This is a genomic window from Pseudonocardia xishanensis (assembly GCF_039541715.1).
Lineage (GTDB): Bacteria > Actinomycetota > Actinomycetes > Mycobacteriales > Pseudonocardiaceae > Pseudonocardia > Pseudonocardia xishanensis.
Genome location: NZ_BAABGT010000027.1, coordinates 73904 through 91870, shown reverse-complemented (window position 1 = coordinate 91870; position 17967 = coordinate 73904). Strand labels below are relative to the sequence as shown.

Below are 17967 nucleotides of genomic sequence, written 5' to 3'. Positions count from 1 at the left end.
AGCGATCCGCTTGCCGGGCCGCGGGCCCGCGATCATTGAACAATCATCTACAGAGGCCGCATCGTCAGCGGGACTCGCCGGAGCGGCCTCGCGGCCGCGGTGGTCGTTCTGGCGGTCGCGCCCGCTCTGTTCCTCGCGCCGACGACCCCCGCGTCGGCGCGCGGCGGGCTGCCCGCGGTCGAACCCCCGGCAGGCTCTCCCGCCGGCTCCGCGGCCGGTGTCGAGGTCGCCTTCGGCTCGCTGTTCGGGCCGGTCCGGTCGGGGGGCTCCACGGCACCGTGGGCCTTCGCGCCACGCGTGGAGGAGCCCGAACCCGAGCCCGAACCCGAGCCGCTGCCGGAGTCCGGGTTCGCCGCCTCCGCCGTCGCCGCCGCGGTGGCGGCCGCCGGGCTGGTGCAGGGCATGGACCTGCGGGTCACGGTGTGGGACCGCGAGCTCGGGGAGTCCGCCTCGGCCGGGGCCGCCGACGAACCGACCTACACGGCGTCGCTGTCCAAGGTCGTGCTCGCGATCGACGTGGTCGACCGGCGGCGGACGGAGGGGCTGGTGGTGACCGCCCGGGACCTCGACCTTCTCCGCCGGGCCCTCGGGCCGAGCGACGACTCGGCGATGAACGCGTTGTGGTCGCGGTTCGGCGGCGCCGAAGCGGCCTCGCGGGTCTCGGCCCGGCTCGGGCTGACCGGCACCCGGGACCCCCGGGATCCGTCGCAGTGGGGCGAGATGCGGGTGAGCGCGGAGGACGGTGTCCGGCTCTACGACCACGTCCTGGACCTCCCGGCCGCGGACCGCGACCTGATCCTCGGCGCGCTGCGCGCCGCGCCGCCGACGGCACGGGACGGGTTCGCCCAGGACTTCGGGCTGCTCGCCGCGAGCGTCGGGCTGCAGGCCGGGCAGGTGGCCGTGAAACAGGGCTGGATGTGTTGCTTCGAACGGCGCTACTACCTGCACAGTGCGGGTGTGGTGGGCGCCGAGGCCCGGTTCGTGGTGGCGCTGCTCAGCATCCAGCCGCGGGCGGGCGGGTGGGAGCGTGCCCGGGCGGGGCTGACCTCGATCGGCGAGGCCGTGGCGGCGACGCTGGCGCAGGCGGCCCCCGCGGACTGACCGCCGGACCGACCGCCGCCCGGAGTGTCGGTGGGGTATGCGAGCCTCGCTGTCGTGCAGGACCAGCGGATCGTCGACCCGGAGGTGCCCGCGCTCCGGTCCGCCCGCGGCCTGGAGCTGTTGGACCGGGTGCTCGCGGGCTCCGGGATCGAACCGGGTGTGCCGGTGATCGAGCTGGGGCCCTCCGGGGAGCTGCCGCCGCAGCAGCCCGGCTCGGAGGAGGACGAGGCCGCCGCCGATCCGCTCAGCCCACTGCGACACGCCGTGCGGCTGCCGCCGCGGGCGGGCCGCGCAGTGCCGTGGCCGGACTGGGCGGCGCCGGAGGTGGTCTCGGCCTTCCGGACCACCGGCGTCACACAGCCCTGGAGCCACCAGGCGGAGGGCGCGGAGCACGCGCACGCCGGCCGGGACGTGGTCGTGGCCACCGGCACGGCGTCGGGAAAGTCGCTGGTCTACCAGCTGCCGGTGCTCACCCGGCTGTCCACCGATCCGCGCGCCACCGCCCTGTACCTCTCGCCGACCAAGGCCCTGGCCGCGGACCAGCTGCGGGCGCTGCGGGGGCTCGACCTCGAGGGCATCCGCCCGGCGGCCCTCGACGGGGACGTCCCGATGGACGAACGTGACTGGATCCGCCGGCACAGCCGCTGGATCTTCAGCAACCCGGACATGCTGCACCGCTCGGTGCTGCCCCGGCACGGGCGCTGGTCGGCCTTCCTGCGCAGGCTGAGCTACGTCGTCGTGGACGAGTGCCACACCTACCGGGGGGTCTTCGGCTCGCACGTGGCCCTGCTCCTGCGCAGGCTGCTGCGGGTGGCGCGCCGCTACGGCGCCACGCCGACGATCGTGCTGGCCTCGGCCACCGTGGCCCGACCCGGCGAGTTCGCCAGTGTGCTGACCGGCCGCGAGGTGCGGGCCGTGACCGAGGACGGCTCGCCGTCGGCCGGTCGCACGGTCGCCCTGTGGGAGCCCCCGCTGCTGCCCGAGCTCACCGGGGAGAACGGCGCGCCGGTCCGGCGGCCCGCCTCCACGGAGTCCTCGCGGATGCTGGCCGACCTCGTGATCGAGGGCGCCCGCAGCCTGGCCTTCGTGCGGTCCCGGCGCGGCGCGGAGACCACCGCGCTCGGGGCGCGCCGCATCGTCGCGGACGTGGACCGGGCGCTGGTCGACCGGATCTCCGCCTACCGCGGCGGGTACCTGCCCGAGGAGCGCCGCGAGCTGGAGGCGGCCCTGATGAGCGGCGAGCTGCTCGGCGTCGCCACCACGAACGCCCTGGAGCTGGGGGTCGACATCGCGGGGCTGGACGCGGTGATCGTGGCCGGGTTCCCCGGCACCCGGGCATCCTTCTGGCAGCAGGCGGGCCGGGCCGGACGCGCCGCGGACGAGGCCCTCGTCGTCCTGGTGGCGCGGGACGACCCGATGGACACCTACCTCGTCCACCATCCGCGCGCGTTGATCGGCGCCCCGGTGGAGAGCTGCGTGCTGGATCCCGGCAACCCCTACGTGCTGGCCCCGCAGCTCGTCTGCGCCGCGGCCGAGCTGCCGGTGACCCCGGAGGACGTCGCGGAGGTCTTCGGGGGAGAGGTGGCCGCGCGGCTGCTGGATGAGCTGGTCTCGGACGGGGTGCTGCGGCGGCGGCCCACCGGCTGGTTCTGGCCCTCCACCCGGGAGCAGCCCGCCGCGTCCGTGGACATCCGCGGCTCCGGCCTCGGCCAGGTCGCCCTGGTCGAGGCGGCGACCGGACGCATGCTCGGTACGGTCGACGGCGCCTCCGCCCCGGGCAGCGTCCACGCCGGTGCGGTCTACCTGCACCGCGGCGAGAGCTACGTGGTGGACGAGCTCGACCTCGAGGCCGGCGTGGCGCTGCTGCACCCGGAGGAGCCGGAGTGGCGCACCGACTCCCGCTCGACCGCGGACGTCGAGGTCGTCGCGGTGCACAGCCGCAGCGACCACGGGCCGGTGTCGGTGTTCTTCGGCGACGTCCGGGTGACCGGGCAGGTCGTGGCCTACCAGCGCCGCGCGGCGGACGGCACCGTGCTGGAGACCGTGCCCCTGACCATGCCCGCGCAGGAGCTGGAGACCCGCTCGGTCTGGTACACGATCGACGACGCGGCGCTGGCCGACGCGGGCATCGACGGCGCCCGGATCCCCGGCGCGCTGCACGCCGCCGAGCACGCCGCCATCGGGCTCCTCCCGCTTTTCGCGATCTGCGACCGCTGGGACATCGGCGGGCTGTCCACGGCCCTGCACCCGGACACCGGCCTGCCCACCGTGTTCGTCCACGACGGACACCCCGGCGGCGCGGGGCTGGCCGAGCGCGGGCACGCCGTGCTGGAGCGCTGGCTCCGGGCCACGCGCTCGGCCATCCGGGACTGCGGCTGCCGAACCGGGTGTCCCTCGTGTGTGCAGTCCCCCAAGTGCGGCAACGGGAACAACCCGTTGGACAAGGCCGGAGCGGTGCGGGTGCTGGACGTGGTGTTGGGCGCGCTCCGCGGCTGACCTCCGCCGGCGCCGTGTCGCGCCCGCCCTCCGCACGGAGGCGGCGGGGGCCGCTTCGACCGGGCCGGGGAGCGCCTCCTGCACGGGCCCGGCGTGCGCCCGGGCCACGGCCGAGCCCCGGGTGAGGAGCGCCCAGGGGCGGGCGAGCCGCACCTCCACCAGCGCGTTCCAGCCGTCGAGCGTGCAGCCTGCCAGCTCGGCGCCCATGGCCGTGGTGACCCGGGCCGCCGCCGCGCACGCCGCGGACGCTCCTTCCACGGGATCACCCGCAGCGGCCAGGGCCGCCAGGTCGGCCGCGGCCTGGGCACGGTGCCGCGCGACGACCGCGCCCCCGAGATCGAGCAGCACCGCCGTGACCGCCAGGAGGATCACCACGGCGGAGGCCGCCCAGACCGTGGCCGAACCCCGGTCGGTCGAATCCCCGGACCCGTCCTCGGTGGCCGAGGCGCCGGACCCGGCGGTCATGGCGGGGGCTCCTCAGCGGTGCCCGCGCCGGGTTCGCGGAGTGCCAGGGCGGATCCGCTGATCCGCAGGGGCAGCAGGGGGAGCGGCGCCGCGGAGACGGTCACGCGGATCTCGTCCCCGGTGGTGCTGAGCTGCCATTCGGCGCCTGGCGGGGCCGCGGTGGTCGCGACGGCGTGAGCACGCTCGACGTCCCCTCGGGCGGCGAGGCGGGCCAGCTCCCGCGCCGCGTCCTGACAGCGCACCGCGGCGGCGACAGCGCCCAGCGAACCGAGCGCGGCGAGGACGACGAGGGTGAGGGCGCTCAGCGCGATCGCCGCCTCGACCGTGATCGCGCCGCGCTCGGTGTCCCGCATCAGAACTCGATCTGCAACGCGCGCTGCACCAGCCCGGTCAACGCGGTCAGGATCGAGTCCCCGGTCACCACGGTGTACAGCACGACGCCGAACGCCGCCGCCGCCACCGTGCCGATCGCGTACTCCACGGTGGACATGCCGCTGTCGTCCTTCAGGAGGGCACGCACGATCCTCCGGCCGCCACCGGACAGCCGGGTCGCCACCTCGAGCACCAGGAGTGGGACGTGCGCGAGGGCGAAGCGGGGGCGGCGCCCCCGCGGGCCGGTGGGTGGTCTGGTCGTCTCGTGTCCCGCCGCGTCCGGCGGGGACCCCTCCACCCCCGCCTCCTGGGCGGTGGGCCCGGTCGACGGGGTCGCGTCGGGTGCCGGGGCACGGTGCGGCACGGCGCCGTCCGGGCAGGTGCGCAGGGCGCGGCTGCGCGGGCCTCGCGGTCGGTCGGGGCCGGGGTGGGCGAGGGTGGGAACGGACATCGGATGCTCCTCGTGATCGGTGAGTTCGGTGGGGGCGGGCGGATCGGTGGGCGCTCGCGCCGGGGGCGGCCGGGCGGTGGGCGTCACCATGAGCTCAGTGCTCGGCCTGCCAGGCCGATCACCACCGGGGCGATCCCCAGCGCCAGGAAGGCGGGCAGGAAACACAGGCCGAGGGGTGCTGCAACCAGCACAGCCGCCCGTTCGGCCCGGGCTTCGGCGGCGTCCGCCAGCCCGGCCCGCAACCGCTCGGCCTCACCCCGGGCGACCCGGGCCAGGCCCGCCCCGGTGTCGGCGGACCGGCGCGCCGCCCGCCCGAACGCGGCCAGCTCCGGAACGGCGGTGGTGCAGGTCCAGGCCTCGGCCCCGTCCGAGCCCAGCTCGAGCAGCCCGCCGACCCGCCGCAGCGTGGCGGACGCGGGCCCCTCGATGCGCTGCGCGGCCACCTCGACCGCCGTCGGCACCGGCAGGCCGGACTCCAGACAGGTCGCCAGCAGCTCCCAGCCCGCCGCGAGGCCGTCCACCCGGGTGCGCGGAGCCGTCACCGCCCACCGGGCCGCGATGTGGAGAGCCGCCGCCACGGCACCCCCGAGCAGGGCCGCGGCCGCCACGGCCCCGGTGCCCGCCTCCGGACCGCCCGCCACGAGCCACCCCGGGGCCGCGGCGGCGAGGCCACCGACGATCGTCCAGCGGCCGCGCAGGGTTCGGCTCGGCTCCGCGGGGGTGCGGGGTCCGAGCGCCCGGAGCCTGCCGCGTGCGGCGCCGTCCCCGACGACCGCCAGCGCGATTGCACCGAGCAGGGCCGCGAGGGTGGTGCCGGTCATGACGCCGACCCGGCGGCGAGACGGTCCGCCCAGGTGACGCCCGCGAGCAGCAGCGCGACCCCGACCAGCAGCAGCACCTGCCCGAGGAGGCCGTCTCGCAGGACCGCGAGGGGGGCCGCGCCGACCAGGTGGCCGAGCCCGAGCCCGAGGAGGGGGAGCGCGGTGAGAACCGACGCCGTGGCGCGTGCACCCGCCGCACGGGCGTGCGTGCGGGCCTCGAAGGCGAGTCTCCACCGCAGGTCGGTGAGGACCCCGTCGAGCAGGGCCGCCAGCGGGGCGCCGTGCCGCTCGGCGAGCGACCAGGCGGCGGCGGTGCGGTGGAGCTCGGCGCGCAACCGGGTCGAGCCACGCGCGGCGACCCGGGTGAGCGCCGCGGGGACGTCGTCGCCGAGCCGGGCGGCCGCGGCGGCGGGCGCGAGGGTGCGTTCGGCCAGCGGGCCGTCCGCCCGGACCCCGTCGAGTGCGGCCGCCGGGTGGGCGCCGCCGCGCAGCTCGGCGACGATGCGGGCCAGCGACTCGGCGAGCTCGCCCGCTTCGGCGACCGAGCTCGCGCGGTCCCGGGAGCGGCGGCGCCTGCGACGCACGACCTCCGCCGCGGCGGCACCGGCCGGCGCACCGGCGACTCCGCCCAGCAGCCCGCCGACCAGGGCACCCACCGCCATCGCCGCGACCGGGGCCGGTGGGATCGGGATCCGCGGCCGGGCGCCGGACCGGCCCGCCCCGAGCCGCCGGAGCCCGGCGGGACCCGGCGCCACGAGCAGGGCCGCCGCCAGGACCACCGCGACCACCGGGTTCACGAGCCGACCCCCGAGGCGGACGGGATGCCTGCGGCGTCCCGAGACGGGGTGGCCCGCGGCGCGCGGTGCGGGACGTGCCGTCCGTCGCGCGGGACCGGCTGAGACCGTGCCGGGGTCGACACGCCGGGCACGAGGGTGACGCCGCGGTCCTCGAGCAGGTCCACGAGGTGCGCGCCGTGGGAGGTCCAGCCCCCGCGGCGTTCCCAGGCGGGGAGGACGGACACCTCCCCCGTGGAGCCGCGCCGCAGGACCCCGACGGCCTCGAGGACTCGCCCCTGCGGGAGACGGCGCATGTGCAGGACAACCTGGACGGCCGCGGCGAGCTGGCTGTGCAGGGCGGCGCGGTCCATGCCGCCGAGGGCGGCGAGAGCCTCCATCCGGGCGGGGACCTCGCGGGCGGAGTTGGCGTGCACCGTGCCCGCGCCGCCGTCGTGTCCGGTGTTGAGTGCCGAGAGCAGGTCGCAGACCTCCGCCCCGCGGACCTCTCCCACCACCACCCGGTCCGGGCGCATCCGAAGGGCCTGGCGGACCAGCTCCCGGAGGGTGACCCCGCCCGCGCCCTCGATGTTGGGCGGTCGCGCGACCAGCCGGACGACCTGGGGATGGCGGGGCTGGAGCTCCTGGGCGTCCTCGACGGTGAGGATCCGCTCGGCGGGATCGACCGCACCGAGCAACGCGGCGAGCAGGGTGGTCTTGCCCGAGCCCGTGCCTCCCGAGACCAGGACGGCCAGGCGTGCGGCGACGATCGCGCGCACCAGGTCCTCGGCCGGGCCCGGGAGGGTGCCGGAGCGGGCGAGGGCGGCGAGGTCGTGCGCGGCGGGCCGCAGCACCCGCAATGACAGGCAGGTCCCGTCCGCCGCCACCGGCGCGAGCACGGCGTGCAGGCGGATCCCACGCGAGCCGTCCGGCCCGCCGGCGAGGAACCCGTCGACGTAGGGGCCTGCGTCGTCCAGTCTCCGGCCCGCGGCGAGCGCGAGGCGCTGGGCGAGCCGCCGGACGGCGACCTCGCCCGCCACCCGGACGGGCGCGGTCTCGAGCCCCGCACCCCGGTCCACCATCACCGTCCCGCCGCCGAAGACCAGCACGTCCGTGACGGCGGGATCGCGGACCAGCGCGTCCAGCGGGCCCGCACCGACCAGCTCCTCACGCAGCGTCCGCAGGGCGGCGAGGACGTCCAGGTCCGAGGCGACCCCGCCGGACTCGGCCCGGACGGCCTCGGCCACCGCCTCCGGCGTGGGCTCGCGCCCGGCCTCGGCCAGCCGCGACCGCACCCGTTCCACCAGAGCGGTCACGACGCCCGCCCCAGGGCGGTGACGGTCGGGGTGGAGGCGGCGAGGATCTCCTGGGCGGCGGTGGCGAGCGGCCCGCGCCTGCGGCCGGGCGGGAGGCCCTGCTCCAGCGCGCGGGCCAGGCCCTTGTCCGGCGCCATGGCCGCGACCAGCGGCAGGTCCAGGGCCTCGGCCACATCCGCGGGGGTGAGCCCGCCCGGCGAGGGCCCGCGCACCACCAGGCCGAGCTCGCGGGTCTGCTCGGCGAGCACGGCGCTCACCCGGCCGGCGGCGGCACACGAGCGCACGTCCGCGGGGACCACCAGGAGCACCCGGTCGGCCAGTTCGAGGGCGGCCAGCGCGGGGTCGGTGGGATAGCGCGGGAGGTCGCAGACCACCGTCTCGCCCGCCTGCCGACCGGCCTCGAGCACCGCCGTGACCGCCGCGGCGGAGGGACCGACGGACTCCCGGGCACAGGACAGCACGCCGAGCTCGGCCGCCCGGCTGACCGCCGGGGCGGGCAACGCGGCGTGCAGCGCCGCGGCCGCGACCCGGCCGTCCGAGATCCGCAGCTCCGGCCACCGCAGCCCGGTGACCTCCTCCGCCCCCAGGACCAGGTCCAGCCCGCCGCCGAGCGGGTCGCAGTCCACCAGCAGGGTGCGCTCCCCGGACCGCGCCGCCCCGACGGCCACCGCCGCGGCGAGCACCGACGCTCCAGCCCCGCCCCGTCCGCCGACCACCGCCAGTACCCGCCCCGTCCGCTCCGGGGCGGTGCCGCGTTCGGTGGCGGCCCCGAGCCGGGACATCAGGTGCGCCTCGGCCTCGGGGAGCTCGACGGCCTGGTCCGCACCGAGCGCGACGGCGCACTCCAACGCCTCCATCGACGCCCGGCCGAACCCGACGAGCACCAGCTCGGCCCGGCGGGGCAGCCCCGCCCGCAGGCAGCGCACCGCCGACGGTTCGTCCACCAGCACGAACGGGGCCCGCGACCAGTGCCGCCGCGCGTCCGCCGCGTCGGGACTGCGATGGACCGCGCACCCGGCCGCGGCCGCCAGCCGCAGCACGGAGTCGAGCAGCTCGGGGTCCTCGACCAGCACCAGCGTCCGCTCGCTCATCCCGCTCTCCCTCCGTCCGGCCGCGGCGGCGGGCCGCGGTCACGAACGAAGCCTGCGGCGTGTCGACCCCTTCGCTGCCGGAGTCGACGGAATCTGTGGACAACCCTCGACACCTGTGGACGGACGGCCCCACGGCGGGGTCCGGGCCCGGTTTCGTCACCGGTGTGGGGCAGCATGGAGGGGGGACCCGCAGCCATCCGGGTGCGCCGTGACGGCGACCCGCACGACCGTCGGGCGTTCACCCGACATCGGCGCACGGTGAGCGCAGGGCGCTGACCGTCCGACCGCCCACCGTTTCCGCGACTTCCGCGACCGTCGGCCATGGTGGAGCGGCGGACTTGCGGTTACAGTTGTCCCTGGCTCGTACCGCTTTCGCGTGTCCGAGCGGGTTCAGTCCGACCCCCCGGGGCTGAACCGCCCGACGGCCTCCGCCAATCCCCCCTGGCGGAGGCCGTCCCATGTCCGGGGCCCGCCGGGGGTCTGGCAGGCTCCCCCGGTGCCCACCGCCCCCACCGACCGACCGCAGGGCGCCGCCGCCTTCTTCGACCTCGACAAGACGATCATCGCCGGGTCCAGCGCGCTGGCCTTCTCCCGCCCGTTCCGGCGCGAGGGGCTGATCACCCGCCGGGCGGTGCTGCGCAGCGGGTACGCCCAGCTGCTGCTGCTCCTCGCCGGCGCCGACGCGGACACGATGGACCTGCTGCGCAAGCGGATCACCGCGCTCGCCACCGGTTGGGACGTCGCGCAGGTCCGGTCGATCGTCGACGAGACGCTGCACGACATCGTCGCGCCGATGGTCTACGCCGAGGCGACCGCGCTGATCGCCGAGCACCGGGCGCGTGGGGACGAGATCGTCGTGCTCAGCGCCTCGGGGCTGGAGGTCGTCGAGCCCATCGCGGCGATGATCGGCGCGGACCGCTGCGTCGCGTCGCCACCCGGATGGAGGCGCGCAACGGCCGCTACACGGGCGAGATCGAGTTCTACTGCTACGGCGAGCAGAAGGCCATCGTCGCGCGGCGCATCGCGACCGAGCGCGGCTACGACCTCGCGCGGTGCTCGGCCTACTCCGACTCGATCACCGACGAGCCGCTGCTCGCCGCCGTCGGCCACCCCACGGTCGTCAACCCCGACAAGGCGTTGCGCAGGCTGGCGGGCGAGCGCGGCTGGCCGGTACGGATCTTCGCCGCGCCGGTCACGCTGCGCGCCCGGATCCGGCCGCAGGTACCGGTCCTCGCCGGGCTGCTCGTGGCGGGCGGCCTGGCCGCAGCCGGCGGCGCGGGATGGTGGACGAGATCGCGTTCACGCAGGTGAGAGCCCTGCGCCACCGCCGTCCGGGTCCTCTTTCCCGCGGTGATCGCCACGCTGTGCTGCTGAACCGGTGCACTTCGGCCAACCCCTTGCTGTGTCCGGCGTCACGGAGTACGAATAGTCCTCACGGACCCCCGGAAGGCCAGGGTCGGTGCGGCAGAGAAGCACCCGACTCCCCCTCTCGAGGCTCCGTGCACGAGCGCCGGGCACTCCACGCACAGCACGCCGCGGGAGGCATGTCGTCGTGGGCCTGCGGACCGGGACGCCGGACGCCGAGGCCGTTGCACGACACGTAGTGCACGCCTGGACCCCGGATTCTCGTGCGAATCGGGCGGTGTTCCCCTCCGGGGGGACACCGCCCGATCTCATGCGCGGGCCTGGGCGATGGACATCCCCTCGCGCGCCCCCGCCTCCCAGGCGGAGCAGATGTGCAGGATCCATTCGCGCAGCCCGTCCGGCGACCCGGTCGCGAACGCCACCGCCGCCGCGCGGTACTCGGCCGCGCGTCGCAGGTGTCCCACCTCCGGCACCGCCAGCGACTTCGGGTCCAGCCCGGTCGAGACGGCGGTCAGTCGGGCCGCCGCGCGGGCGACGACGCCGTCCGCCGTCCCGAACGGACGTAGGGCCAGCAGCTCGCCGTGCACGACGGCGACGAGGATCGGCGCGGGCACCGAGGTCCCGCCGGTCAGCAGGTCGGCGAGCACCGACAACCGGGCGGACGCGCCCTCCCGCGGCCTGCCCAGGGTCTCCGAGGGGGCCAGGTCGGCCGCGGCCAGCACGTGGAGCCGGGCCAGGGCCTGCAACGGCGCCCCCTTCCAGGTCGCCAGCAGCTTGCCGGCCTCGTCCGCCACCCGGACCGCCCCCGCCAGCACCGGGTGCGTGACGTGCTCCTCCCGCGCCGGTGAGAGGGGCGCCCCGTCCAGCGCCGCGGACGCACGGGCGGCACGCAGGGCCGCCTCCGCCGCGGTCGCGGGCCAGCCACGCCGGTTGACCGTGTGGTTGTGCACCGGGACGAGCGCCTCGCGCACGGAGGCGACGGCGGCGGTCACCCCCGGGAGGTCGAGGAGGGGCGCGAGCGGATCCGGCACCCCGTCATGCTGCCCTACCGTCCGGAACGGCCGGCCCGTGTCCCGTCCGTACCGACGGTGCGCGGGCCGTCGCGGAGCACTACGTTCACAAGTCGACGTGCGCGCTGCGTCATGAGCGCCGGTGCCGGAGGAGGACGCAACAGAAATGGCCGAGTCGGGAGCGACACTCAGCAACCTGTCCACCGAGAGCCGTAGTTTCCCACCGAGCGAGGAGTTCGCCGCTCAGGCGAACGCCACCGCGGACTGGTACGAGCGCGGCGAGGGCGACCGCGAGGCCTTCTGGGCCGAGCAGGCCGACCGGCTGAGCTGGGGCGAGAAGTGGTCGCAGGTCCTCGACTGGCAGCCGCCGTTCGCGAAGTGGTTCGTCGGCGGGAAGCTGAACGTCGCCTACAACTGCGTGGACCGGCACGTCGAGGCCGGCAACGGTGACCGGGTGGCCTTCCACTGGGAGGGCGAGCCGGGGGACACCCGCACGATCACCTACGCCGAGCTGCAGCGTGAGGTCTGCAAGACCGCGAACGCGTTGACGGAGCTGGGTGTCGGGGCGGGTGACCGGGTCGCCATCCAGCTGCCGATGATCCCGGAGGCCGTGTTCTCCATGCTGGCCTGCGCGCGCCTGGGCGCGATGCACAGCGTGGTCTTCGGTGGCTTCTCCCCGGGTGCGCTCAAGGCCCGCATCGAGGACGCCGAGGCCAAGCTGCTGATCACCAGCGACGGCCAGTTCCGTCGGGGCAAGCCCGCCCCGATGAAGGAGAACACCGACCAGGCCGTCGAGGGCACGACCATCGAGCACGTGCTCGTGGTCAAGCGGACCGAGACCGACGTCGCCTGGACCGAGGGTCGGGACCTCTGGTGGCACGACGCCGTCGACGGTGCCTCCGACCAGCACGAACCCGAGCTGTTCGACGCCGAGCAGCCGCTGTTCATCCTCTACACCTCGGGCACCACCGGGAAGCCCAAGGGCATCCTGCACACCTCGGGCGGCTACCTCACACAGGTCGCCTACACCCACAACGTGGTGTTCGACCACAAGCCCGGCGAGAGCGTCTACTGGTGCACCGCCGACATCGGCTGGGTCACCGGGCACTCCTACATCGTGTACGGGCCGCTGGCCAACGGCGCCACGTCCGTGATGTACGAGGGCACGCCGAACACCCCGCACGAGGGACGGCACTGGGAGATCGTGCAGAAGTACGGCGTCACGATCTACTACACCGCGCCCACGCTGATCCGCACGTTCATGAAGTGGGGCGCGGAGATCCCGGAGAAGTTCGACCTCTCCACGCTGACGGTGCTCGGCACGGTGGGTGAGCCCATCAACCCCGAGGCCTGGATGTGGTTCCGGGAGAAGATCGGCAAGGAGCGCTGCCCGATCGTCGACACCTGGTGGCAGACGGAGACCGGCGCCATGATGATCGCCCCGCTGCCGGGCGTCACGGCCACCAAGCCGGGCTCGGCCATGCGGCCGCTGCCGGGCATCGGCGCGACCGTGGTCGATGAGTCCGGCACGCCGGTCGGCAACGGTGAGGGCGGGTACCTGGTGCTCGACAAGCCGTGGCCGTCGATGCTGCGCGGCATCTGGGGGGACGAGGAGCGGTACAAGGACACGTACTGGTCCCGCTTCGCCGAGCAGGGCTACTACTTCGCGGGGGACGGCGCCAAGTACGACGACGACGGCGCGATCTGGCTGCTGGGCCGCGTGGACGACGTGATGAACGTCTCCGGGCACCGCATCTCCACCACCGAGGTCGAGTCGGCGCTGGTCAGCCACCCGACGGTGGCCGAGGCCGCCGTGGTCGGCGCGTCGGACCCGACGACGGGCCAGGGGATCGTCGCCTTCGTCATCCTGCGCGGGAACGTCGCCCAGGACGAGGCGAAGGGCGAGGAGGCCATCGCGGCCCTGCGCAACCACGTGTCCAAGGAGATCGGCCCGATCGCCAAGCCCCGCCAGATCATGGTGGTGGAGGAGCTCCCGAAGACCCGCTCCGGCAAGATCATGCGCCGGCTGCTGCGGGACGTCGCGGAGAACCGCGAGGTCGGGGACGTCTCGACGCTGGCGGACGACAGCGTGATGAGCCTGATCCAGTCGGGCCTGAAAGAGGGCAAGGGGGAGGACTGACCCCATGGTGGACGACGACCCCGACGGCGTGCTCGTGCGTCGCGGGGTCGTCATCCCCGCCCGCGAGCTGCGCTGGCGGTTCTCGCGCTCGTCCGGCCCGGGCGGGCAGGGCGTGAACACCACGGACTCGCGGGTGGAGCTCGGCTTCGACGTCGCGAACTCGCCCAGCCTGTCCGACGAGCTGCGCGACCGCGCCCTGCGCAACCTGCGCGGCAGGCTCGTCGACGGGGTCCTCACCATCGCCGCGGGGGACTCCCGCAGCCAGCTCCGCAACCGGGAGTCCGCCCGGGAACGGCTGGCCCAGGCGCTGCGCGAGGCCACGAAGGCGCCGCCCGCGTCCCGGCGCCCGACCAAGCCGACCCGGGGGTCGCAGCGCCGCAGGCTGGACTCGAAGACCCGCCGCGGGGCGATCAAGAAGCTGCGCGGCCGGGGTGGGCGGGACACTCACGAGTGATCAGAGATTGACCTGACCGGTGCGGGGAAGTCCTTCGTGGAAGGATGCGCACAACCAACCAGCAGGAGGGACCGCGGTGGCCACCCCGACCAGCTCCGGCGGCACGGACGTTCCGCCCGTACTGCCGTCGATCCCGCTGTCGAAGGAGCCGGCTCCCGGCTCCTCGGAGCAGTCGATCGGCGACCTCGTCCGCGACGTCACGTCGCACGTCTCGACCCTGGTCCGCTCCGAGGTGGAGCTGGCCAAGGCCGAGGTGACCTCCGAGGTCAAGAAGGGTGTGCAAGGCAGCGTCTTCTTCATCGTCGCCCTCGTCATCGCCCTGTTCAGCCTGTTCTTCCTGTTCCTCGCGATCGGCGAGGTGCTGGACATCTGGCTGCCGCGCTCGGCGGCGTTCGGCATCGTCTTCGGGATCATGATCCTGGCGGCGGGGCTCGCGGCGCTGATCGGTTACCTGCGGGTGAAGAAGATCCGCAAGCCGGAGCGCACGATCTCCTCGCTCAGGGACACGGCGCAGGTGCTCGGCAACCGCGGCAAGAGCGACACCCCCGCGACCCCCCAGCTCAACGGCCACGCTCGCTAGGTGGCCCCCGAGCCCTCGGTCGTCCGGGTCCCGGGGCCGTGGACGCACCGGTCGCTCTCGGCCAACGGGATCCGGCTGCACGTCGTCGAGGCGGGCGAGGGCCCACTGGTGGTGCTGCTGCACGGCTTCCCGGAGTTCTGGTGGTCGTGGCGGCACCAGCTGCGGGCGCTCGCCGAGGCCGGGTACCGGGCCGTCGCGGTGGACCTGCGCGGCTACGGGGACTCGGACAAGCCGCCCCGCGGCTACGACCTGTGGACCCTCGCCGGTGACGTCGACGGGTTGATCCGCTCGCTGGGCGAGCCGCGCGCGCACGTCGTCGGACACGACTGGGGCGGTGCCATCGCCTGGACGCTGGCGGCACTGCACCCGCGCAGGCTGACGACGCTGACCACGATCGGCATCGCGCACCCGCTGGCCTTCCGGGCCGCGGTGGCGCGGGAGCCCTTCGGTCAGGGCCGGGCCAGCGCGAGCTACATGGCGGGCTTCCAGCTGCCGCGTCGCCCCGAACGTTCCCTGCGCCGAGACGACGGCGCGCGGGTCGAGCGGATCATGCGGGCCTGGTCCGGGCAGGAGTGGACCGACACCGCGGACTTCGCCGAGGCCGCCCGCCGCAACCGGGAGGCGATGCGGATCTCGACGGTCGCGCACTGCTGCCTGGAGTACTACCGCTGGATGGCGCGGTCTCAGCTGCGCGCGGAGGGTCGTCGGTTCGCCGCGGCCGTCTCACGGCCCGCCGAGGTCCCCGTCCTGCAGCTGCACGGCTCCGCGGACCCCTGCGTCCTGGAGACGACCGCGCGTCGCTCCGAGCGCTGGACGACGGGTCCGTTCGCCCACCGCGTCCTCGACACCGGCCACTTCGTGCACCAGGAACGCCCCGCGGAGACGACCGACCTGATCCTGAGCCACCTCCGGGGTCGTGTGCGGTGAGTGCGGCTCCGGCGCCACTCACCGGGCGCCGGAGGCGCTGAGTGAGAGGGCGGCGAGCGCGGTGTCGGGGTGATCGGTGAAGAAGCCGTCCACGCCCGCGTCGAGGAAGGCGCGGTACTCGGCGAAGACGTTCCCGATCTGGTCCTCGCGGGCGCCCCGGCGCATCACGTCCGGCAGGAACGAGTTCTCGTTGCGGAACGTGTAGGGGTGCACGAGCAGGCCCGCCGCATGGGCGTCCGCGACGAGGGACGTCGGCGCCCCGCCGGGTGGGATGACCAGGTCCTTCGCCGGGCCGATCCCGGCCGCGTAGGCCGCGACGGCGGGCAGGTCCGCCAGCAGCTCCGCATAGGTCCGCGGGTCGTCCGCGGGCGCGCCCGCCGAGTCGACCAGCTGGATCAGCCGGACGGGGGTCTCGACGTGCAGCGCGCGCAGGTTGCGGGTCTCGAAGGACTGCACGAAGACCGGCGAGTCCGCGCGGTCGAGGCCGAACGCCCGCAGCGCCGCGACGAGCGCGGGCTCGCAGGCCAGCCCCCGTGAGGCCAGGTACGAGGGGTGTTTCGTCTCCGGGTAGACCCCGATCTCGCGGCCCAGCTCGACGGACAGGCGCTCGCGCAGCTCGAGGATCTCGGTGAAGGTGGGGACCGCGAACAGCCCGTCGTAGAGGGTGTTGCCCTGGCGCAGCGCGGGCAGCCGCTCGACGGCGCGCAGGGTCCGCAGCTCGGCGAGGGTGAAGTCGTCGGTGAACCAGTCCTCGCGGGGCACGCCGTCGATCTCGCGCACGGTGCGGCGCGCGGCGAACTCGGGGTGCGCGGCGACGTCCGTGGTGCCGCCGATCCCCGGCTCGTGCCGGGCGACGAGCACCCCGTCCGCGGTGCTGACCAGGTCCGGCTCGAGGAAGTCCGCCCCCATCCGCGCGGCCAGCTCGTAGCCCGCGAGGGTGTGCTCGGGTCGGTAGCCGGACGCGCCCCGGTGGGCGATCACGAGCGGCACGGGGTTCCTTCCGCAGGGGAACGCCAGGGTCGCCGCCCCGAACGTCGGTGCCGTGTCGAGGGTACGGACGACGGGTGAACCCTGGTCGGCCGTACGCGACGAGGATCACCCCACGTCAGCCGGTTACTGTTCCTCCCCGTGCGCGTACTGGTCGTCGGGAGCGGTGCCCGAGAACATGCCCTCGTCCTCGCCCTGGCGCAGGACCCCCAGGTGACGGCGCTGGCCTGCGCCCCCGGCAACGCCGGGACCGCGGCCGTCGCCGAGCAACGCGGCGTGGACGTCCGCGACGGCGCGGCGGTGGTCGCGCTGGCCCGGGACTGGAGTGCGGACCTGGTGGTGATCGGTCCGGAGATCCCGCTGGTCGCGGGGGTCGCCGACGCTGTGCGGGCGGCCGGGTTCGCCTGCTTCGGCCCGGGTGCCGAGGCGGCCCGGATCGAGGGTTCGAAGGCCTTCGCGAAGGACGTCATGGCGGCGGCGGGGGTGCCCACGGCGTCGTCGGTGATCGTGGACAACCCCGCGCGGCTGGACGAGGCGCTGGCGGGCTTCGCCCCGCCCTACGTCGTCAAGGACGACGGGCTGGCCGCGGGCAAGGGCGTGGTGGTGAGCGAGGACCTCGAGATCGCCCGCGCCCACGCCATGCACCTGCTGGACGACGGCCACCCGGTCCTGCTCGAGTCCTACCTGGACGGCCCGGAGGCCTCCCTGTTCTGCCTGGTGGACGGGACCACGGTGGTGCCGCTGGTGCCCGCGCAGGACTTCAAGCGGGTCGGCGACGGCGACTCCGGCCCGAACACCGGCGGGATGGGCGCCTACGCCCCGCTGCCGTGGGCGGGCGAGGGACTGGTGGACGAGCTCGTGGCGACCGTGGTGCAGCCCGTGGCGGACGAGATGGCCCGCCGGGGCACCCCGTTCACCGGCCTGCTCTACGCCGGGCTCGCGCTGACGGGCAACGGCCCGTCGGTGATCGAGTTCAACTGCCGTTTCGGCGACCCGGAGACCCAGGTGGTGCTCGCGCTGCTGCGCACGCCGCTGGCGGGCCTGCTGAACGCCGCCGCGACCGGCACGCTGGCCGACCACGCCCCCCTGGAGTGGACCGACGGCGCCGCGGTGACCGTGGTGGTGGCCGCGGAGGGGTATCCCGGCACGCCCCGGCTCGGCGACGTCATCACCGGGGCCGAGGCCGAGGGTGTGCTGCACGCGGGCACCCGGCGCCGGGAGGACGGCGCGGTGGTCTCCACCGGCGGCCGGGTGCTGTCCGTGGTGGGGACCGGGCCGGACCTGGCCGCAGCCCGCGCGGAGGCCTACCGCCGGGTCGAGGGCGTCCACCTGGCGGGATCGCACCATCGCACGGACATCGGCCTGCGCGCGGAGAAGGGCGAGGTGACGGATCCGGGTCGGTGATCCCGGCCTCACACGTCGGTGGCTGAAGTGACGGCCAGGTTACGCAGCTGTTGCCAACGACGGTTCGCGATGTCACGAATCAAGCGTTCGTGCGCCGCACGTTGTGAGCTGCCATGACCCGTTCAGGGCAGTTCGTTAGGCCATGTGAGCTACATGAGATTCGTGCAAACAGCGTGTAAACCGGCTCGCCACCGGTTGATCACCAGGGGTCCGT

At 75.2% G+C, this 17967-nt stretch carries 15 protein-coding genes and 2 pseudogenes; 8 read left to right on the top strand and 9 right to left on the bottom strand.

Annotated elements, in window-relative coordinates; translation table 11 throughout:
• Window positions 1-99: 99 nt before the first annotated feature.
• Complete coding sequence (locus ABD993_RS10065) at window positions 100-1101, top strand: serine hydrolase (protein ID WP_345415009.1); 1002 nt, start codon at window positions 100-102, stop codon at window positions 1099-1101.
• Between the two features lie 54 nt (window positions 1102-1155).
• Complete coding sequence (locus tag ABD993_RS10060; protein WP_425568937.1) at window positions 1156-3597, top strand: DEAD/DEAH box helicase; 2442 nt, start codon at window positions 1156-1158, stop codon at window positions 3595-3597.
• A 96-nt stretch (window positions 3598-3693) separates the two neighbouring features.
• Here the strand turns inward: ABD993_RS10060 and ABD993_RS10055 are convergent.
• From ABD993_RS10055 to ssd, 7 genes and pseudogenes are all read right to left on the bottom strand, one after another.
• Window positions 3694-4062: pseudogene (locus ABD993_RS10055) on the bottom strand (Rv3654c family TadE-like protein); the annotation flags it as partial.
• The gene (locus ABD993_RS10050; RefSeq protein WP_345415007.1) at window positions 4059-4415 is read right to left on the bottom strand and encodes a TadE family type IV pilus minor pilin; all 357 of its coding nucleotides are present in this window, start codon (window positions 4413-4415) and stop codon (window positions 4059-4061) included. The pseudogene ABD993_RS10055 and the gene ABD993_RS10050, both read right to left, overlap by 4 nt.
• On the bottom strand, window positions 4415-4885 hold the full coding sequence (locus tag ABD993_RS10045; protein WP_345415005.1) for a DUF4244 domain-containing protein: 471 nt from the start codon (window positions 4883-4885) through the stop codon (window positions 4415-4417). Before ABD993_RS10045 ends, ABD993_RS10050 begins: the two co-directional genes overlap by 1 nt.
• 83 nt (window positions 4886-4968) lie before the next feature.
• Window positions 4969-5706: a type II secretion system F family protein gene (locus ABD993_RS10040; protein WP_345415003.1), complete on the bottom strand. Its 738-nt coding sequence runs from the start codon at window positions 5704-5706 to the stop codon at window positions 4969-4971.
• Window positions 5703-6503: a secretion system protein gene (locus tag ABD993_RS10035; RefSeq protein WP_345415001.1), complete on the bottom strand. Its 801-nt coding sequence runs from the start codon at window positions 6501-6503 to the stop codon at window positions 5703-5705. Before ABD993_RS10035 ends, ABD993_RS10040 begins: the two co-directional genes overlap by 4 nt.
• Entirely contained in the window at window positions 6500-7795 is a 1296-nt protein-coding gene (locus tag ABD993_RS10030; protein WP_345414999.1) for a TadA family conjugal transfer-associated ATPase, read from the bottom strand. The genes ABD993_RS10035 and ABD993_RS10030 overlap by 4 nt, the downstream gene beginning before the upstream one ends.
• The gene (gene ssd, locus ABD993_RS10025; RefSeq protein ID WP_345414997.1) at window positions 7792-8886 is read right to left on the bottom strand and encodes a septum site-determining protein Ssd; all 1095 of its coding nucleotides are present in this window, start codon (window positions 8884-8886) and stop codon (window positions 7792-7794) included. Before ssd ends, ABD993_RS10030 begins: the two co-directional genes overlap by 4 nt.
• A gap of 496 nt (window positions 8887-9382) precedes the next feature.
• Here ssd and ABD993_RS10020 point away from each other — a divergent pair.
• A pseudogene (locus ABD993_RS10020) lies at window positions 9383-10197 on the top strand (HAD family hydrolase).
• Window positions 10198-10559: 362 nt separating this feature from the next.
• On the opposite strand, the gene ABD993_RS10015 reads toward ABD993_RS10020, so the two are convergent.
• Window positions 10560-11282 carry an oxidoreductase gene (locus tag ABD993_RS10015; RefSeq protein ID WP_345414995.1) on the bottom strand — a complete coding sequence of 241 codons (723 nt, stop codon included), beginning with the start codon at window positions 11280-11282 and terminating at the stop codon, window positions 10560-10562.
• A gap of 145 nt (window positions 11283-11427) precedes the next feature.
• Between ABD993_RS10015 and acs the strand changes: the two genes are divergently transcribed.
• The 4 genes from acs to ABD993_RS09995 all read left to right on the top strand — a co-directional run bounded on the left by acs (window position 11428) and on the right by ABD993_RS09995 (window position 15362).
• On the top strand, window positions 11428-13401 hold the full coding sequence (gene acs, locus ABD993_RS10010) for an acetate--CoA ligase (RefSeq protein WP_345414993.1): 1974 nt from the start codon (window positions 11428-11430) through the stop codon (window positions 13399-13401).
• Window positions 13402-13405: 4 nt separating this feature from the next.
• On the top strand, window positions 13406-13855 hold the full coding sequence (gene arfB, locus ABD993_RS10005) for an alternative ribosome rescue aminoacyl-tRNA hydrolase ArfB (protein ID WP_345414991.1): 450 nt from the start codon (window positions 13406-13408) through the stop codon (window positions 13853-13855).
• A gap of 76 nt (window positions 13856-13931) precedes the next feature.
• Window positions 13932-14435, top strand: a complete 504-nt coding sequence (locus ABD993_RS10000; RefSeq protein WP_345414989.1) for a phage holin family protein — start codon at window positions 13932-13934, stop codon at window positions 14433-14435.
• Window positions 14436-15362, top strand: coding sequence for an alpha/beta fold hydrolase (locus tag ABD993_RS09995; RefSeq protein ID WP_345414987.1), 927 nt, complete (start codon window positions 14436-14438; stop codon window positions 15360-15362).
• 18 nt (window positions 15363-15380) lie between these two features.
• Here the strand turns inward: ABD993_RS09995 and ABD993_RS09990 are convergent, their stop codons facing one another.
• Complete coding sequence (locus ABD993_RS09990) at window positions 15381-16352, bottom strand: glycerophosphodiester phosphodiesterase (protein WP_345414985.1); 972 nt, start codon at window positions 16350-16352, stop codon at window positions 15381-15383.
• A gap of 138 nt (window positions 16353-16490) precedes the next feature.
• Here ABD993_RS09990 and purD point away from each other — a divergent pair, with 138 nt between their 5' ends.
• Window positions 16491-17753, top strand: coding sequence for a phosphoribosylamine--glycine ligase (purD, locus tag ABD993_RS09985; RefSeq protein ID WP_345414983.1), 1263 nt, complete (start codon window positions 16491-16493; stop codon window positions 17751-17753).
• Window positions 17754-17967: the final 214 nt, after the last annotated feature.

What these genes read in the sequence shown, in the direction of transcription:
- ABD993_RS10050 (WP_345415007.1), bottom strand. Translation starts at nt 4,415, where the DNA reads ATGCGGGACACCGAGCGCGGCGCGATCACGGTCGAGGCGGCGATCGCG.
- ABD993_RS10045 (WP_345415005.1), bottom strand. Translation starts at nt 4,885, where the DNA reads ATGTCCGTTCCCACCCTCGCCCACCCCGGCCCCGACCGACCGCGAGGC.
- ABD993_RS10040 (WP_345415003.1), bottom strand. Translation starts at nt 5,706, where the DNA reads ATGACCGGCACCACCCTCGCGGCCCTGCTCGGTGCAATCGCGCTGGCG.
- ssd (WP_345414997.1), bottom strand. Translation starts at nt 8,886, where the DNA reads ATGAGCGAGCGGACGCTGGTGCTGGTCGAGGACCCCGAGCTGCTCGAC.
- acs (WP_345414993.1), top strand. Translation starts at nt 11,428, where the DNA reads ATGGCCGAGTCGGGAGCGACACTCAGCAACCTGTCCACCGAGAGCCGT.
- arfB (WP_345414991.1), top strand. Translation starts at nt 13,406, where the DNA reads ATGGTGGACGACGACCCCGACGGCGTGCTCGTGCGTCGCGGGGTCGTC.